The organism is Jiella endophytica (genome assembly GCF_004519335.1).
Lineage (GTDB): Bacteria > Pseudomonadota > Alphaproteobacteria > Rhizobiales > Rhizobiaceae > Jiella > Jiella endophytica.
Genome location: NZ_SOZD01000002.1, coordinates 32716 through 47309, shown reverse-complemented (window position 1 = coordinate 47309; position 14594 = coordinate 32716). Strand labels below are relative to the sequence as shown.

Genomic DNA, 14594 nt, shown 5'->3' with positions numbered 1-14594 from the left:
CCCATGAAGTCGCCATTGCTCGACGTCCAGGGCCTGACCGTCTCCTTCTCCTCTGACCGGGGACGGGTGAAGGCGATCGACGACGTCTCCTTCTCGGTCGCCGAAGGCGAGATCCTGTCGATCGTGGGGGAGTCAGGCTCCGGCAAGTCGGTGACGCTGATGTCGCTGCTCGGGCTCAACGATCCGAAGACCACCTTCGTCGAGGGCGCGGTGGCGTTCCGGCGCAAGCATCTTCTGGAAATGCCGGACCGCGAGCTGCGGCGCCTGCGCGGCAAGGAGATCGGCCTGATCTCGCAGGATCCGATGACGGCGCTGACGCCGGTCTACACGATCGGCTGGCAGATCGCCGAACAGATCCGGACCCACGAGAACGTCTCGAAATCGGCCGCTCTGAAGCGCGCCGTCGAACTCCTTGCGGCGGTCGGTCTGCCCAACCCGAACGAGGCGAAGGACCGCTATCCGCACCAGCTTTCGGGCGGCATGCGCCAGCGGGCGGTGATCGCCATGGCGCTCTCCTGCAACCCGGCGCTCCTCGTTGCCGACGAGCCCACCACGGCGCTCGACGTCACGGTGCAGGCGCAGGTGCTGGACCTGCTCTTGCGGCTTCGCGACGAGTTCGGTTCGGCGATCATCCTGATTACCCACGACATGGGCGTGGTGGCGGAAGTCGCCGACCGCGTTCATGTCATGTATGCCGGCCGGATCGTCGAGAAGGGGACCACCGAAGAGGTTTTCGAGCGGCCGATGCATCCCTATTCCTGGGGGCTGATGGCCTCGATCCCGCCGATCGACGGGCCGCGGCTTCCACGGCTCCCCTCGATTCCCGGTATGCCGCCGGTGCCGGGCGCGATCCCGACGGGCTGCGCCTTCGCGCCGCGCTGCCGCTTCGCCAGGGCCGCCTGCCTTGAACGGCCGCCGGTGCGCCGGGACGGCGGCCACGCCGCGCTCTGCGTGCTGGAGGGCGAGGAGCGCGAGCGGCTCCGAGCCTCGGTCCTCGGCGAGGAGATCGCCGCATGACCGCTGCCACCCAGACCGCCAGGCCGCCGCTGATCGCGACCCGCGATCTCACCAAGCACTTCACCGTCGGCAAGACCATGCGACCCGGCTCCGGCCGGACCGTCCATGCGGTCGAGGATGTCTCGCTCGACCTCTTTGCCGGCGAGACGCTCGGCCTTGTCGGCGAATCCGGCTCCGGCAAGTCGACCCTCGGCCGGTGCCTGACGCGGCTCTACGATCCGACCTCCGGCTCGCTGACCTTCGACGGAACTGACATCACCCGTGCCGGGGAGCGCGCCCTGCTGCCGGTGCGCCGGCGCATGCAGATGATCTTCCAGGATCCCTCCGCCTCGCTCAATCCGCGCCGGCGGGTGCGCGACCTCGTCGGCGATGCCGTGCGCGTCCATGGCATCCGCAAGGGCCGGGCGGTGGAGGACTGGCTGCGTGAGCTGATGGACATCGTCGGGCTGAGAGCCGAACATCTCGACCGCTATCCGCACGAGTTCTCAGGCGGCCAGCGCCAGCGCATCGGCATTGCGCGGGCGCTCGCCGTGGAGCCGGAGCTGATCGTCGCCGACGAGCCGGTCTCCGCCCTCGACGTCTCGGTGCAGGCGCAGATCGTCAACCTGTTCTCCGAGCTGCGCGAGCGGCTGAACCTCACCTATGTCTTCATCGCCCACGACCTCGCGGTGGTGCGGCAGGTGTCGACGCGCGTCGCGGTGATGTATCTCGGCGCTCTGGTCGAGATCGGCGAGACGGAAAGCCTCTATTCGCGGCCCCGCCATCCCTATACCGAGGCGCTGCTTTCGGCCGTGCCGCAGGCCCGCAACCGGGGCCGTCGCAACCGCATCCTGCTCGAGGGCGAGATCCCGAGCCCGCTCGCCCCGCCGAAAGGCTGCAAGTTCTCGACCAGGTGCCCCTTCGCCCAGGAGCGGTGCCACGCCGAGCGGCCGGTGCTGCTGCCGGCCGGTCCGGGTCGCAGCGTCGCCTGCCACTATCCTCTCGGCAGCGACGCCGATTGAGGCGTGGCCGGTCCGAGCGACGGAGCCTGTCGCCGTCCCCGCGCCTCAATAACCGAGGGCGATGCCGTCCTTGCGGTGGTCGGTCGCACCGATGAGAACGTCCCTGTCGTGGTCGATCCAGATCGCCTGGCAGGAGCCGTGCGGCGCGCTCGCCCAGGCGGTGGCATGGCCGCGCGCTTCGAGGTCGCGGCGGACTTCCTCGGCGATCGTCGTCTCCAGCGACAACGTGCCATCGAAGGAGAAGCTGCGCGGCGCCTCGCAGGCGAGCTGCGGGTTGAGGCCGCGGTCGATGATGCCGGTGAGGATCTGGGCGTGGCCGACGGCCTGATACTGGCCGCCCATCACGCCGAAGGACATCACCACCTTGTCGTCCCGCATCAGCATGGCCGGGATGATCGTATGGAACGGCCGCTTGCCGCCGGCGATCCGGTTCGGGTGACCTTCGGCGAGAGAGAAACCGGAGCCGCGGTTCTGCAGGAGGACGCCCGACTTCGGGGCATAGATGCCGCTGCCGAAGGCGTTGAATAGAGAGTTGATCAGCGAGATGGCGTTGCGGTCCTCGTCGACGACGGTGACATAAACCGTGTCGCGATGGAGCGGGCCGTCCCAGACTTGCGGCTGCGAGGCCGTGTCCATGGAGATCTTGTCGCGGATCCGCGCGATGCTGCGTTCTGACAGGATGTCCTCGATGGCGTCCTGCATGTGCTCGGGATCGCCGATCAGGAGATCGCGCTGGGCATAGGCGCATTTGGTCGCTTCGGCGAGAAGATGGATGCGGTCGGCCTCGCCGAGCGAGGCGTCGCCGAGATCGAAACCGTCGAGAATGCGCATGATCATCAGCGCCGCGAGGCCCTGGCCGTTCGGCGGACATTCCAGGAGTTCGTAGCCGCGATAGGAGGCCGAGATCGGCTCGGTCGCGAAGGCCGAATAGCCGGCGAAATCGCTGGCCCGATGGGGCCCGCCGAGCGCCTGCAGCACCTCGACGATCTCGGCGGCGACCGCACCTTCGTAAAATGCCGAAGCACCCTCGGCGGCGATCCGCCGGAGGGTCGCTGCAAGGGCGGGATTGCGGAAGCGATCGCCGATCGCCGGCGCTTTGCCGCCCGGCAGGAACTGCCGGGCGGCGGGAGCATGGGCGGCGAGCCGGTGTCCATATGCCGCCCAATCGTGGGCGACCCGCGGTGTGATGCAGAAGCCCTCCTCGGCTGCCGCGATCGCCGGCGCGAGGATTTCGTCCATGCCGAGCCGGCCATATTCGTCATGCAGCTCGCACCAGGCCCCGACGGCACCCGGCACGGTGACGGCGTGAACGCTGTCGTCGGGGATCGCCGACCAGCCGAGCGCTTGAAGCTCAACCGCGCCGATGCCGGCCGGCGCCGGGCCGGAGCCGTTCAGCGAGACCGGCCTGCCGCCGCCCGGCGAGACCATGGCGAAGCAGTCGCCGCCGATCCCGGTCATGTGGGGATCGATGACGCATTGCAGCGCCACCGCGGCGAGCGCGGCGTCGATGGCGTTGCCGCCGGCCCTCAGAATATCGACGGCCGTCAGGCTGGCCAGCGGATGCGAGGTGGCCGCCATGCCCCGGTCGGAGACCGAGACCGAACGGCCGGGCTTCATGAAGTCGCGGTCATAGTCCTGCATCGGGACCTCCTCGTCTCAACGCCTGCCCTCTCGGAGAGGGCGATCAGGCGGACGGTTGGGTTGGAGTGAACGTCTCGGCGCGCCATCTGTCCGACGGGACGCCCAATGGATGCGCAGGGCCCGGTCTCAGGCGAAGACGGCGCGGGGATTGTCGATCATCATCGTCTCGATGGTGGCCTCGTCGACACCATGGCGCTTCAGCCGCGGGACGAAATGGCGAAGGATGTGGGCGTAGCCGAAGCCGCCGAAGCGCGTCAGCATGATCTTCAGGAACACGTCCTGGGACAGCAGCACGCGATCGGCAAAGCCGGCATCGACCAGCGTGCGGATCGCCCTCGCATTCTCCTCGTCCGACGGCGACTGGGCGTCCTGGTCGGCATAATAGAAATCCATGCCGATCATGTCGTATTCGAGAAAGGCGCCGCGCCGGGCAAGGCTGGTCTGGTAGGGCAGGTCCGCGTGGCTGGGGTTCATGTGGCAGAGAACGGTGTGGGAGAGGTCGGCGCCTTCCTCCTCGACGAGGTCGAGCACACGATGGGCAAGGCGCTCCCAGCCCGGAAGATGGATCGACAGCGGCACGCCGGTCCTGGCGGAGGCGCGCGCCGCGGCCCTCAGGGACTTCTTCTCCGCTTCGGTGAAATCCTTCGAGACGCCGATCTCGCCGAGGATGCCGGCGGCGATCTCCGGCTTCTCCTCGCCGCCGCCGACATCCTTGACCAGCAGCTCCGTCACCTCCTCGACATCCATCGCCTCCAGCCATTCGGGATGGGAGAATTCGAGGTAGAAGCCCGAGCCCATGACGATCTTCAGCCCGCTCATGCGGGCGATCCGGGCGAGCTTCACCGGATCGCGGCCGATGCCGATATTGGTCGGATCGACGACGGTGTGGCCGCCGAGCGCCTGAAACATCTTCAGCTCGGACAGCGCCAGGTCGCTGTCGGTCAGCGAGACGTTGTCCCGGTTCATATACGGGTCCATCCGCAATTCGCCGATGATCTCGATCGACACCGGCTGCTCGGCGATCGCCTTGCGGTCCGGATGGCAGGGGCATCTCCAGGACTTGGCTCCGTCGATGAGAATGTGCTCGTGCATCAGCGTCACGCCCATCTCGGCGACGGGGATCGGGCCGAGCACGGTCATCACCTGTCCGGAGCCGACGCCGATGCCGCCGCCCTTCGCGGCGGGCGAATGAAATTCGAGGGCCATGTCAGCGGCTCCGGGATGCGTTCTTGAACAGGCGGAAATTCAGCCAGATCGCCACGAGGATGATGGTGCCGGTGACGATGGGCGTCAGGAAGGGCGACATGTGGGCGAGGATCAGGCCGTTGCCGATCACCGCCACGGTCAGCGCGCCGAGCAGCGTTCCGATCATCGTGCCACGGCCGCCGAAGAGGCTGGTGCCGCCGATGACGACCGCAGCGATCACCTCGAGCTCGAAGCCCTGTCCGGCGTTGGACGAGCCGGAGCCGAGCCGGCCGGCGAGGATGATGCCGGCGAGCGCCGCCGCGGCCGAGGACAGCACATAGACCATCAGCGTCGTGCGGCGGGTGTCGACGCCGGCGCGGCGCACCGCCTCGCTGTTGGCGCCGATGCCGGTGACGTAGCGGCCGAAGCGGGTGTGGTTGAAGACGAGGAGGGCGAGAAGGATCGTCGCAAGGGCGATCCATGCCGGGATCGGCACGCCGAGAAACCACTCGCGGCCGAGGACGACGAAGGGGCTGTCGGTGGCGATCGGGATCGAATAGCCGCCGGTGATCAGCAGCGCGACGCCGCGGATCACCGAAAGCCCGGCCAGCGTCACGATGAAGGCGGGAATGCGCTCATAGGCGATGAAGAAGCCCTGCAGCGCGCCGACGAGGCCGCCGAGCAGCAGCATCGCCACGATGACCAGCGGCCAGGGAACGCCCCATTGCAGGAGCGTCGCCGACAGCGCGCAGACGAGGGCGAGGACTGATCCGACCGAAAGGTCGATGCCGCCGGTGGTGATCACCAGCGTCATCGCCGCGGCGACGATGAGCAGCGGCGCCGACTGGCGGATGACGTTGAGAAGGTTCGGCGTCGTCAGGAAGCTCGAGGTGACGACGGCGAAGAGGACGCAGACGACGATGAAGAAGATCGCGATCGAGGCGACGCTGCCGTTTTCCATGAAGCGGTCGCGCAGCGTCGCGCGGCGCACCCTGGCGCTGGCTGCCGGCGCGTGGAGTGCGCCTTCGTTGGTTCCGCCGGAACTCACGCGGAAACTCCTTCCTGTCTGTCACCGCGAGCGGCCGAGCGGGCGGTGAATTTCCGCCCGACGATGAGGTCGACGACCTCCTCGATGCTGGTCTCGGAGATCTTCCGTTCGGCGACGCTGCGGCCCTCATACATGACCTGGATGCGGTCGCAGACGAGGAAGAGGTCCTGCAGCCGGTGGGTGATGAGAATGACGCTGACGCCGCGCGCCGAGACGGTGCGGATCAATTCGAGCACGGCCTCGACCTCGGCGACGGCGAGCGCGGCGGTCGGCTCGTCCATGATCAGCACCTTCGGGTCGAAGGAGGCGGCGCGGCCGATGGCGATCGACTGGCGCTGGCCACCGGAAAGGTTCTCGACCTTCTGGCGGGTGTCGGCGATGACGATGCCGAGGCGCTCGAGCATCGCCTTCGCGTCGTCATGCATCCGCCGCTTGTCGAGCAGCGAAACCCCGGCGACGCGGCGCACCGGCTCGCGGCCGAGGAAGAGGTTGCCGGCGACGTCGATCGTGTCGCAGAGCGAGAGGTCCTGATAGACCATCTCCACATGCGCGGCCCGCGCGTCCGCCGGGGTCTCGAAGCGGACGGTCTCCTCGTCGATCTCGATCGTCCCCGCGTCCGGAACCACCGCGCCGGACAGCACCTTCGACAGCGTCGACTTGCCGGCGCCGTTGTCGCCGACGAGGCCGAGCACCTCGCCCGGCGCGATCCGCAGCGAGACGTCGGAGAGGCTGAGGATCGGTCCGTATCGCTTGGAGATGCCGGTCATCCTGACCCGGTCGGTCGTCTTCTCGGTCATCGTCGTTCGTCACTCGTTGTTCCGGCCGCCTCGAATGGTGGCCGTTCCATTTTGGCTTGGAACGGGACGGGCCGCTGCCGGCCCGCCCCGCCTGGGTTCTGATCAGTTGAACATCGAGCGGAACTGGTCGACATTCTCCTTGGTGACGATCGTCACCGGGATGTAGATGGTCGGCTCGACGGTCTCGCCCTTGCTGATCTTCATCAGCGCCTCGACGGCGGCCTTGCCCTCGGCGGCCGGGTCCTGCTGGACGACGGCGGTCACCCAGCCCTCGTCGATGCCCTTGATCGCCTGCGCCGTCAGGTCCCAGCCGAACACCTTGACGTCGCTCTGGCGGCCCTGGCTCTCGACGGCCGAGACCGCGCCGATCAGCGCCGGCTCGCCGGTGGCATAGAGCGTGGCCATGGTCGGGTTGGCGGTCATCAGGTTCTCGGCCGCGCCGAGCGCCACGTCCTGAACGTTCTGGCCGTCGACCGTGTCGAGGAATTCGACGTCGACGCCGCTGTCCTCGACCGCCTTCTTGAAGCCGTCGAGACGCTGGTTCTGGATGAAGGAGTTGAGCGCGCCGATGATGCCGACGCCCGCCTTGCCGTCCATCTCCTTCTTCACGTAGTCGGCGTAGAACTTGCCGATCTCTCCGCCGGCCTTCTCGTTGTCGACGCCGATGAAGGAGACGTTGTCGCCGTCGGGGATCTGGGCGTCGATGGCGACGACGGGAATGCCGGCCTTCTTGGCCTCGGTGATCGCCGGCTTGACGCCATTGACGTCGATCGCGACGAGGATGATGCCGTCGACCTTCTGGGTGATGTAGTTCTCGATCGCCGTGTTCTGGGCCGAGGGAACGTTGTTGGCGTCGTAGATCACCAGATCGGCGCCGGCCTCCTTGGCGGCGGCCTTGGCGCCGTCGTTGATCTGGTTGAAGAAGAGCGCCTGCTGGTTGATCGTCACCAGTGCGAAGGTCTCGGCCGATGCGCTGGCGACGCCGAGCGCGCCGACCATCGATGCGGCGAGAAGGCCGGCGGCAAATAGCTTCTTGAGGGACATGTCAGTTCTCCTTTGATCGTAGCAGGGGAAGGGTTGCCTTGGGCATTGTCCGGCGGCCCGAGCGGGCCCGGGCCGCCATTTCTGCGATCTGTCGCACGGGCCGGCGCAAGGCCGCCTCGCCGCTCAGCTGAACTTGGCGAACTGCAGGCGCAGCGCCCCGTCCGGCCATTGCATCCAGTCGAGCTTCGCCACGGATGCCTGCAGGGTCGACGGGAAGGTGAGGAAGAGCATCGGCGCGTCCTCGGCGATGGTCTCCTGCGCCTGCTTGTAGAGCGTCGCCCGCTCGTCCTGGTCGAGCGTCGTGCGGGCCTTCTTCAGGAGGCCGTCGACCGCATCGCTCTGGTAGCCGGCGAAGTTGTTCGGCCCGTCCTTGGTGAAGTAGTTGAACATGTTGCCGTCCGGGTCGGACCGGCCGGACCAGGGTGACATGCAGAGATCGAAGTCCTTCTGGCGCAGCACCGTGATCAGGCTGGTCGGATCGATCTGGTTGATCGAGACCTTGAAGCCGGCCTGTCCTGCCTGCGCCTGGATGATCTCCGCCGTCCTCACCTGCAGCGGCGAATTGGTGACCGTCACCGACACCTCGACCGGATCGGAGATGCCGGCCTCCGAGAGGATCGACTTCGCCTTTTCGGCGTCGCCGCGGGCGGGATCGAGCGTCTCGTCATAGGCCCAGGCGATCGACGGCGGGACCGGGCCGTTGGAGACCGATCCGGTGCCGAAATAGACCGCGCGCTGGATGACCTGAGGCCCGACGGCGGTGACGAAGGCCTGCCGGACGGCGGCCTTGTCGAAGGGCGCCCGGGTGTTGTTGAAGGAAAAGGCGTTGAAGCCGAGGCCTGGGCGCTGCTTCATCGTCAGGTCGCTCGCCTGCTCGACCTGCGAGACGAGCTGCGGTGCGACGCCGTCGGCCAGCTGCACGGTGCCGGAGCGCAGGTTGGTCATCCGCACGGTCTCGTCCGAAATCGGATGGAAGACGACGCGGCCGATCGCCGGCTTGCCGCGCCAGTAACCGTCGAAGGCCTCCAGCACGAGTTCGGAGTTCTTGTTCCAGCTGACCAGCTTGTAGGGACCCGAGCCGACCGCCTTGGTGGCGAAGTCGGCGCCGAGATCCGCCACCGCCTTCGGCGAGACCATCATGCCGGCGCGGTTGGCGAGGACGCCGGCGAAGGGCGCGTAGGGCGCCGAGAGCTTGATGGTGACCTCGAGCGGTCCGCTGGCCTCGACGCTCGCGATCGGGCCGAGTTCGCTCCGCCGCGGCGACCCTGTGGCCGGATCGAGCATGCGGTCGAAATTCGCCTTGACCGCTTCGGCGTCGATGGCCGTCCCGTCGTGGAAAGTCAGGCCGTCCTTGAGCGTCAGGACATAGGTGGTGTCGTCGGGCGCCGACAGTTCGGCAAGGCCCGGCTCGATCGCAAGGTCCGGCGTGACGTGCAGCAGCGGCTCATGAAGATTGTACTGCACCGAGAGCTCGAAGAACGAGGCCATCAGCGCCGGATCGAGGGTGACCGGGTCGGAGACGATCGCGACGTCGAGGACGTCCGGGGCCGCCGCGAAGGCCGTGCCGTGCCGCAGGACGAGGGGCAGGGCGGCGCTCGCGGCGAGACTTTTCAGAAGCGTTCTTCTCAACATTCGAGCCGATCCTTTCGCTCTTGCGTGGGTCAGGTGTTGCGGGGGTCGAAGATGTCCCTCAGGGCATCGCCGAAGAGATTGAAGCCGAGCACCGTCAGGAAGATCGCGGCACCGGGAAACCAGGCGAGCCAGGGCGCGAGGCCGAGAAAGCCGATGGCGTTGCGCAGCATGTTGCCCCAGGTCGGCGTCGGCGGCTGGGCGCCGAGGCCGAGGAAGGAGAGGTAGGATTCGGTGATGATCGCCGCGGCAAAGAGCAGCGAGCCCTGGACGATGATCGGCGCGAGGATGTTCGGCACGATCGTCTTGGCGAGAATGGCGAAGGGGCCGAAGCCGAGCGCCCTTTGCGCCTCGACGAAGTCGAGCCTCTGGACCACCAGTGTCTGGGCCCGGGCGATGCGCGCGAAGACCGGCAGGTTGACGACGGCGATGGCGAGGATGGCGTTGGAAAGGCTCGGCCCGAGGACGGCGGTGATGGCAAGGGCGAGGAGGATGCTCGGAAAGGCGAAGACGACGTCCATCACCCGCATGATCAGCGCATCGGCGAAGCGGCCGAAATAGCCCGCGACGACGCCGAGTCCCGTGCCGACGACGAGCGCGCCGACGACGCTGACCAGCCCGACGAGCAGCGAGACCCGCGCGCCGTAGATGACCCGGGAGAAGGTGTCGCGCCCGAGGTCGTCGGTGCCGAAGAGATGCGCCGAGGACGGCGGCGAGAGCGCCGCGACGAAGTCCGGCGCGTTCGGATCGTAGGGGGCGAGCAGCGGCGCCGCGATTGCGGCGAGACAGGCGACGACGACGAGGGCGCAGCCGAAGGCGGCGCGGCGATCGCGGACCAGCCCGCGTGCGAGGGCGGCTCCCGGGGCAGCGACGGCGCTCATTGCAGGCCCACCCGCGGGTCGATCAGCGTGTAGACGACGTCGGTCAGAAGGTTGATGAAGACGAAGAGGACGGCGGTGACGAGGACCGCACCCTGCACCACCGGATAGTCCCGCGCGAAGATCGCATCCACCGTCAGCTTGCCGATGCCGGGCCAGGAGAACACCGTCTCGGTGATCACGACGCCGCCGAGAAGCTGGCCCATCTGGATTCCGATCAGGGTGACGATGGGGATCTGCGCATTGCGGAAGGCGTGGCGCCAGACGACCCTTCGCCAGGGCACGCCCTTCGCCCGGGCGGTGCGGATGAAATCCGCCCGCAGCACCTCCAGCATGGTCGCGCGGGTCATCCGCATCGTCGCGGCCGAGAGCGCCGTGCCGAGGGTCAGCGCCGGCAGGACGAGGAAGGACAGGAAGCGAAGCGGGTCGACCAGCGGCGAGACGTAGCCGGAGGCAGGCAGGATCGGGACATAGATCGAGAAGGCGAGGATCAGCAGCACGCCCAGCCAGAAGCTCGGCATCGACAGGCCGCAGAGGGCCGCAAACGAGGCGCCGTAGTCGGCGACGGTGTCGCGCCGGGTCGCCGCGACGATGCCGGCCGGAATGGCGATCAGCAGCGAGATGACCAGCGCGGCGACGGCGAGGAGGGCCGTCGGGCCGAGGGCGCCGAGGATCAGCGGAAACACCTGGCGGCCGCCCTGGATCGACCGGCCGAAATCGCCGGTCAGGACGTTGCCGAGCCAGGCGAGATACTGGACCGGCAGGGACCGGTCGAGGGCAAGGCTCGAGCGCAGCGCGGCGATGGCATCGTCATTGGCTTCGAGGCCGAGCAGCGCGATGACCGGATCGCCCGGGATCAGGCGAATGAGGAAGAAGGCGACGAGCGAGGTTCCGAACAGGATCGGGACGAGACTGAGAAGTCTGGACAGGAGAAACTTGCCCACAGGCGCCTGCTCCATTTTCTCTTGAACCGGTTCAACTCGATTGATAATCACTGGATGCACAGCGATGTGTCAATGCCTTTTTCGGAGGCAGTTTCGCGGAGGCGGACGGAGAGATGATGACTTCCGAGACCCGCGACGACCCGGAGTTGCTGCGGATTTCCGGTCTGAGGGTCGGCTTCGGCGACGGGCCTGACATCGTCGACGGCGTCGATCTTTCGCTGGCTCCCGGGAAGATTCTCTGCCTCGTCGGCGAGTCCGGTTCGGGCAAGAGCCTGACCGCCCTGTCGCTGATGAAGCTGCTGCCGCCGAACGCCCGGCTGACGGCGAAACGCCTGCAGTTCCAGGCAACCGACATTCTCGCTCTGTCCGAGGAGCGGATGGCGGCGCTGCGCGGCGACCGCCTCGCCATGGTTTTCCAGGAACCGATGACCTCGCTCAACCCGGTGATGACCGTCGGCGAGCAGATCGTCGAGGCGCTGCGCCAGCATCGCACGCTGTCTCGGGCCGAGGCCCGCGAGGCGGCGCTCGAAATGCTCAAGCGGGTGCATATCCCGGCGGCGGACCAGCGGATGGACGCCTATCCGCACCAGCTCTCCGGCGGCATGCGCCAGCGGGTGATGATCGCGATCGCGCTCGTCTGCCGGCCGGCGCTTTTGATCGCCGACGAACCGACGACGGCGCTGGACGTGACCATCGAGAGCCAGATCCTGGCGCTGATCGACGAGTTGCGGAGCGAGCTCGGCACGGCGGTGCTGTTCATCACCCACAGCCTCGCCGTCGTCGCGGAAATCGCCGACGAGATCGCGGTGATGTATGCCGGCCGGGTCGTCGAGCGGGGAAGTCGCGACGCCATCTTCTCCGACCCGCAGCATCCCTACACGCTGTCGCTGTTTGCCGCGATGCCGCGGGCGAACGACTTCGGCCGGCAGCTCGCATCGATCGACGGTCAGGTCCCTTCGCCTGGCGACATGCCGGAGGGCTGCCGCTTCGCGCCGCGCTGCCCGTTCGCCGTCGACTGCTGCCGTGAGGCCTATCCGCCGCTGCTTCCGGCGGAGCCCGGCCACGACGTCGCCTGCTGGCGGGCGCCCCTCGAGGAAGCGGTCGCGAAAGCGCTCCCCGCATGACTGCGCCGCTCCTCGAAGTCCGTAACCTGACCAAGACCTATCGCACCGGCGGCGGCCTCTTCGGCCGCGAGCGGGCGGCGCATGTCGTCGACGACGTCTCCTTCGTCATCGAAAAAGGCGCGACCTTCGGGCTGGTCGGCGAGAGCGGCTCCGGCAAGACGACGATCGGCCGGCTCGTCCTCCGCCTCGTCGAGGCGAACGGCGGTAGCCTGCTTCTCGACGGCGAGGAGATCGGGGAGAAGAGCGATGCCGAGATGCGGCGCCTGCGCCAGCGGATGCAGATCATCTTCCAGGATCCGTTCGCCTCGCTCGATCCGCGGGTCAAGGTCGGCGAAGCGATCGCCGCGCCGATCCGGCTGCACCGGCTGCGCCCTCGGCGGGACGTCCGCGACAGGGTGGTCGAGCTGCTCGAACTCGTCGGCCTCGGCGCCCACCAGGCCGACCGCTTTCCGCACGAATTTTCCGGTGGGCAGCGCCAGCGGATCGCCATCGCCCGGGCGCTCGCCGTCGAGCCGGAACTGATCGTCTGCGACGAGGCGGTCTCGGCGCTCGATCTCTCGATCCAGGCGCAGGTGATCAACCTCCTCGCCGATCTGCGCGACAGGCTCGGCGTCTCCTATCTGTTCATCTCCCATGACATGGCCGTCATCCGGCATGTCGCGACCCATGTCGGGGTGCTCTATGCTGGGCGACTCGTCGAGACCGGAGAGGCGAAAGAGGTGTTCGGCAATCCCCGCCATCCCTATACGCGCATGCTGCTCGCCGCCTCGCCGAGCCCGGTTCCGGGCGATGCCAGGCAGCGTCAGGCGATCGCGGGCGAGCCGCCCAGTCCCTATGAGAGGGCGCCGGGCTGCCGCTTCGCCTCGCGCTGCCCGTCGGCGATCGATGCCTGCCGTTCGGAACAGCCGCCGCTCTCGACCTTTTCGCGTGGTAGCCATCAGGCTGCCTGCATCCGGGCGGAGGAATTCGACCGGCTGACGCTCCTCTCCGACGAGGAGGCGCGGATGTCGCCGGCCTATCGCCTGCGCATCGATCTCCTCCGCCGGGCCCGCGCCGAAAGCCGCGCCACATGAGTGTCGACAACCAACGGCCGACGATCGCCGACGTCGCGCGCACCGCCAACGTCTCCAAGGGGACCGTCTCGAACGTTCTCAACGGCCGGGTCGCGGTCTCCGAGGCGTTGCGATCGCGGGTCGAGGAGGCGATCCGCCAGCTCGACTACGAGCCGGCCGAGACGGCCCGCTCGCTGACCTCGCGCAAACGCCTGTCGGAGTGGGTCGACCGGCGGCCGCGGGCCTGGCCGCGGCTGACCGCGGTCGGCTATGTCAGCGTCGACCTGATCGCGCCGGTGACGCGTCTGCCGGAGCGCGAGGAGCGCTTCACCGCCATCGAGATCATGAAGCTGATCGGCGGCATCGCGGCGAATGTCGCCGCCGTCGCCGGCGGCATCGGTGGCCCGTGGCCGGTCGCCGCCAGCCTGATCACCGTGCTCGGCACCGATCAGGACAGCGACTGGGCGGTGGCCGAACTCGCCGCCCGCAACGTCGAGGTGGTCCCACAGCGCGAGCGCCGGCAGGGTCGCCTCGACCGCGCGATCGTCCTCGTCGAAAGCGACGGCGCGCGTACCATCGTCAACGAGCCGTCAAGCCTTGCCGATTTCGACGTCGAGCGTTTCGTCATCGCCAACGAGCCGGACGGCGTGCCCTGGTGCCTGCATTTCGAGGGCTATCAGCTGCCGCGCCAGGTCGGCGTCCTCGAATTGGCGCGCCGGCGCTCCTATCGGCTCACGATGCATGCGACCGGCCTGCCGCCGCATTGGCTGGCGGAAAATTCCGAGCGCCTGTTCGCCAGCTTCGACGTCGTCATCCTGCACCGCGAGAGCCTTGCGGCCTTGCCGGGCTGTCCGGCCGAGCCCGAGGCGGCAAAGGCATGGCTGACCGGCCGGGCGAGGGACGGCGGACCGGACTGGCCGGACGTCGTCGTCCTCACCCTCGGCGACAAGGGCGCGTTTGCCGTCGAGCGGGGCGGAACAGCGCACCGGGCCGACGCGCTCGACGTCGCCGTGTGCGACCGCACCGGCGCCGGCGACGCCCTTGCCGCGACCTTCGTCGCGCTTTGGCTGAACGGCGTCGACGTCGCCTCGGCGCTGCGCTTCGCCTGCGCGGCCGGCAGCCTCGCGACCACGCGTTTCGGCGGGCAGGAGGTGCGCCCGACGGCGGCCGACCTCGCCGCGGCGCTGCCGGGCGAAGGCCTGGCGGACACCTCCATCGAGATCCTCTGACCAGC

At 68.2% G+C, this 14594-nt stretch carries 13 protein-coding genes; 5 read left to right on the top strand and 8 right to left on the bottom strand.

Annotation, left to right across the window (positions count from 1 at the left end; translation table 11 throughout):
- The first annotated feature begins 3 nt into the window (after positions 1-3).
- Both E3C22_RS05320 and E3C22_RS05315 read left to right on the top strand, forming a co-directional pair.
- The gene (locus tag E3C22_RS05320; RefSeq protein WP_134760988.1) at positions 4-1017 is read left to right on the top strand and encodes an ABC transporter ATP-binding protein; all 1014 of its coding nucleotides are present in this window, start codon (positions 4-6) and stop codon (positions 1015-1017) included.
- Positions 1014-2018 (top strand): ABC transporter ATP-binding protein, encoded by a 1005-nt coding sequence (locus tag E3C22_RS05315; RefSeq protein WP_134760987.1) that lies wholly within the window; start codon positions 1014-1016, stop codon positions 2016-2018. The genes E3C22_RS05320 and E3C22_RS05315 overlap by 4 nt, the downstream gene beginning before the upstream one ends.
- Before the next feature lie 45 nt (positions 2019-2063).
- On the opposite strand, the gene ggt is transcribed toward E3C22_RS05315, so the two are convergent.
- The 8 genes from ggt to E3C22_RS05275 form a co-directional block, all read right to left on the bottom strand.
- Positions 2064-3659, bottom strand: coding sequence for a gamma-glutamyltransferase (gene ggt, locus E3C22_RS05310; RefSeq protein ID WP_134760986.1), 1596 nt, complete (start codon positions 3657-3659; stop codon positions 2064-2066).
- Positions 3660-3785: 126 nt separating this feature from the next.
- Complete coding sequence (locus tag E3C22_RS05305) at positions 3786-4865, bottom strand: phosphotriesterase family protein (RefSeq protein ID WP_134760985.1); 1080 nt, start codon at positions 4863-4865, stop codon at positions 3786-3788.
- A 1-nt stretch (position 4866) separates the two neighbouring features.
- A complete protein-coding gene (locus E3C22_RS05300; protein WP_134761820.1) occupies positions 4867-5805 on the bottom strand; it encodes an ABC transporter permease in 939 nt (312 codons plus the stop codon).
- Positions 5806-5888: 83 nt separating this feature from the next.
- Entirely contained in the window at positions 5889-6689 is an 801-nt protein-coding gene (locus E3C22_RS05295) for an ATP-binding cassette domain-containing protein (protein WP_134760984.1), read from the bottom strand.
- 102 nt (positions 6690-6791) lie between these two features.
- A complete protein-coding gene (locus E3C22_RS05290) occupies positions 6792-7733 on the bottom strand; it encodes an ABC transporter substrate-binding protein (RefSeq protein ID WP_134760983.1) in 942 nt (313 codons plus the stop codon).
- Between the two features lie 123 nt (positions 7734-7856).
- Positions 7857-9365, bottom strand: coding sequence for an ABC transporter substrate-binding protein (locus tag E3C22_RS05285; RefSeq protein ID WP_134760982.1), 1509 nt, complete (start codon positions 9363-9365; stop codon positions 7857-7859).
- Positions 9366-9394: 29 nt separating this feature from the next.
- Positions 9395-10243, bottom strand: a complete 849-nt coding sequence (locus tag E3C22_RS05280) for an ABC transporter permease (protein WP_134760981.1) — start codon at positions 10241-10243, stop codon at positions 9395-9397.
- On the bottom strand, positions 10240-11184 hold the full coding sequence (locus tag E3C22_RS05275) for an ABC transporter permease (protein WP_167591648.1): 945 nt from the start codon (positions 11182-11184) through the stop codon (positions 10240-10242). Before E3C22_RS05275 ends, E3C22_RS05280 begins: the two co-directional genes overlap by 4 nt.
- Positions 11185-11300: 116 nt before the next feature.
- Here E3C22_RS05275 and E3C22_RS05270 point away from each other — a divergent pair, with 116 nt between their 5' ends.
- The 3 genes from E3C22_RS05270 to E3C22_RS05260 are packed head-to-tail and all read left to right on the top strand — an operon-like array spanning position 11301 to position 14589.
- Complete coding sequence (locus E3C22_RS05270; RefSeq protein WP_206026925.1) at positions 11301-12308, top strand: ABC transporter ATP-binding protein; 1008 nt, start codon at positions 11301-11303, stop codon at positions 12306-12308.
- A complete protein-coding gene (locus tag E3C22_RS05265; protein WP_134760978.1) occupies positions 12305-13381 on the top strand; it encodes an ABC transporter ATP-binding protein in 1077 nt (358 codons plus the stop codon). Before E3C22_RS05270 ends, E3C22_RS05265 begins: the two co-directional genes overlap by 4 nt.
- A complete protein-coding gene (locus E3C22_RS05260) occupies positions 13378-14589 on the top strand; it encodes a carbohydrate kinase family protein (protein ID WP_134760977.1) in 1212 nt (403 codons plus the stop codon). The genes E3C22_RS05265 and E3C22_RS05260 overlap by 4 nt, the downstream gene beginning before the upstream one ends.
- Positions 14590-14594: the final 5 nt, after the last annotated feature.

Coding starts and splice junctions, on each gene's coding strand:
- E3C22_RS05320 (WP_134760988.1), top strand. CDS start 4: ATGAAGTCGCCATTGCTCGACGTCCAGGGCCTGACCGTCTCCTTCTCC.
- E3C22_RS05260 (WP_134760977.1), top strand. CDS start 13,378: ATGAGTGTCGACAACCAACGGCCGACGATCGCCGACGTCGCGCGCACC.
- E3C22_RS05280 (WP_134760981.1), bottom strand. CDS start 10,243: ATGAGCGCCGTCGCTGCCCCGGGAGCCGCCCTCGCACGCGGGCTGGTC.
- E3C22_RS05305 (WP_134760985.1), bottom strand. CDS start 4,865: ATGGCCCTCGAATTTCATTCGCCCGCCGCGAAGGGCGGCGGCATCGGC.
- E3C22_RS05270 (WP_206026925.1), top strand. CDS start 11,301: ATGACTTCCGAGACCCGCGACGACCCGGAGTTGCTGCGGATTTCCGGT.
- E3C22_RS05315 (WP_134760987.1), top strand. CDS start 1,014: ATGACCGCTGCCACCCAGACCGCCAGGCCGCCGCTGATCGCGACCCGC.
- E3C22_RS05300 (WP_134761820.1), bottom strand. CDS start 5,805: ATGGAAAACGGCAGCGTCGCCTCGATCGCGATCTTCTTCATCGTCGTC.
- E3C22_RS05295 (WP_134760984.1), bottom strand. CDS start 6,689: ATGACCGAGAAGACGACCGACCGGGTCAGGATGACCGGCATCTCCAAG.
- E3C22_RS05265 (WP_134760978.1), top strand. CDS start 12,305: ATGACTGCGCCGCTCCTCGAAGTCCGTAACCTGACCAAGACCTATCGC.
- E3C22_RS05290 (WP_134760983.1), bottom strand. CDS start 7,733: ATGTCCCTCAAGAAGCTATTTGCCGCCGGCCTTCTCGCCGCATCGATG.
- ggt (WP_134760986.1), bottom strand. CDS start 3,659: ATGCAGGACTATGACCGCGACTTCATGAAGCCCGGCCGTTCGGTCTCG.
- E3C22_RS05285 (WP_134760982.1), bottom strand. CDS start 9,365: ATGTTGAGAAGAACGCTTCTGAAAAGTCTCGCCGCGAGCGCCGCCCTG.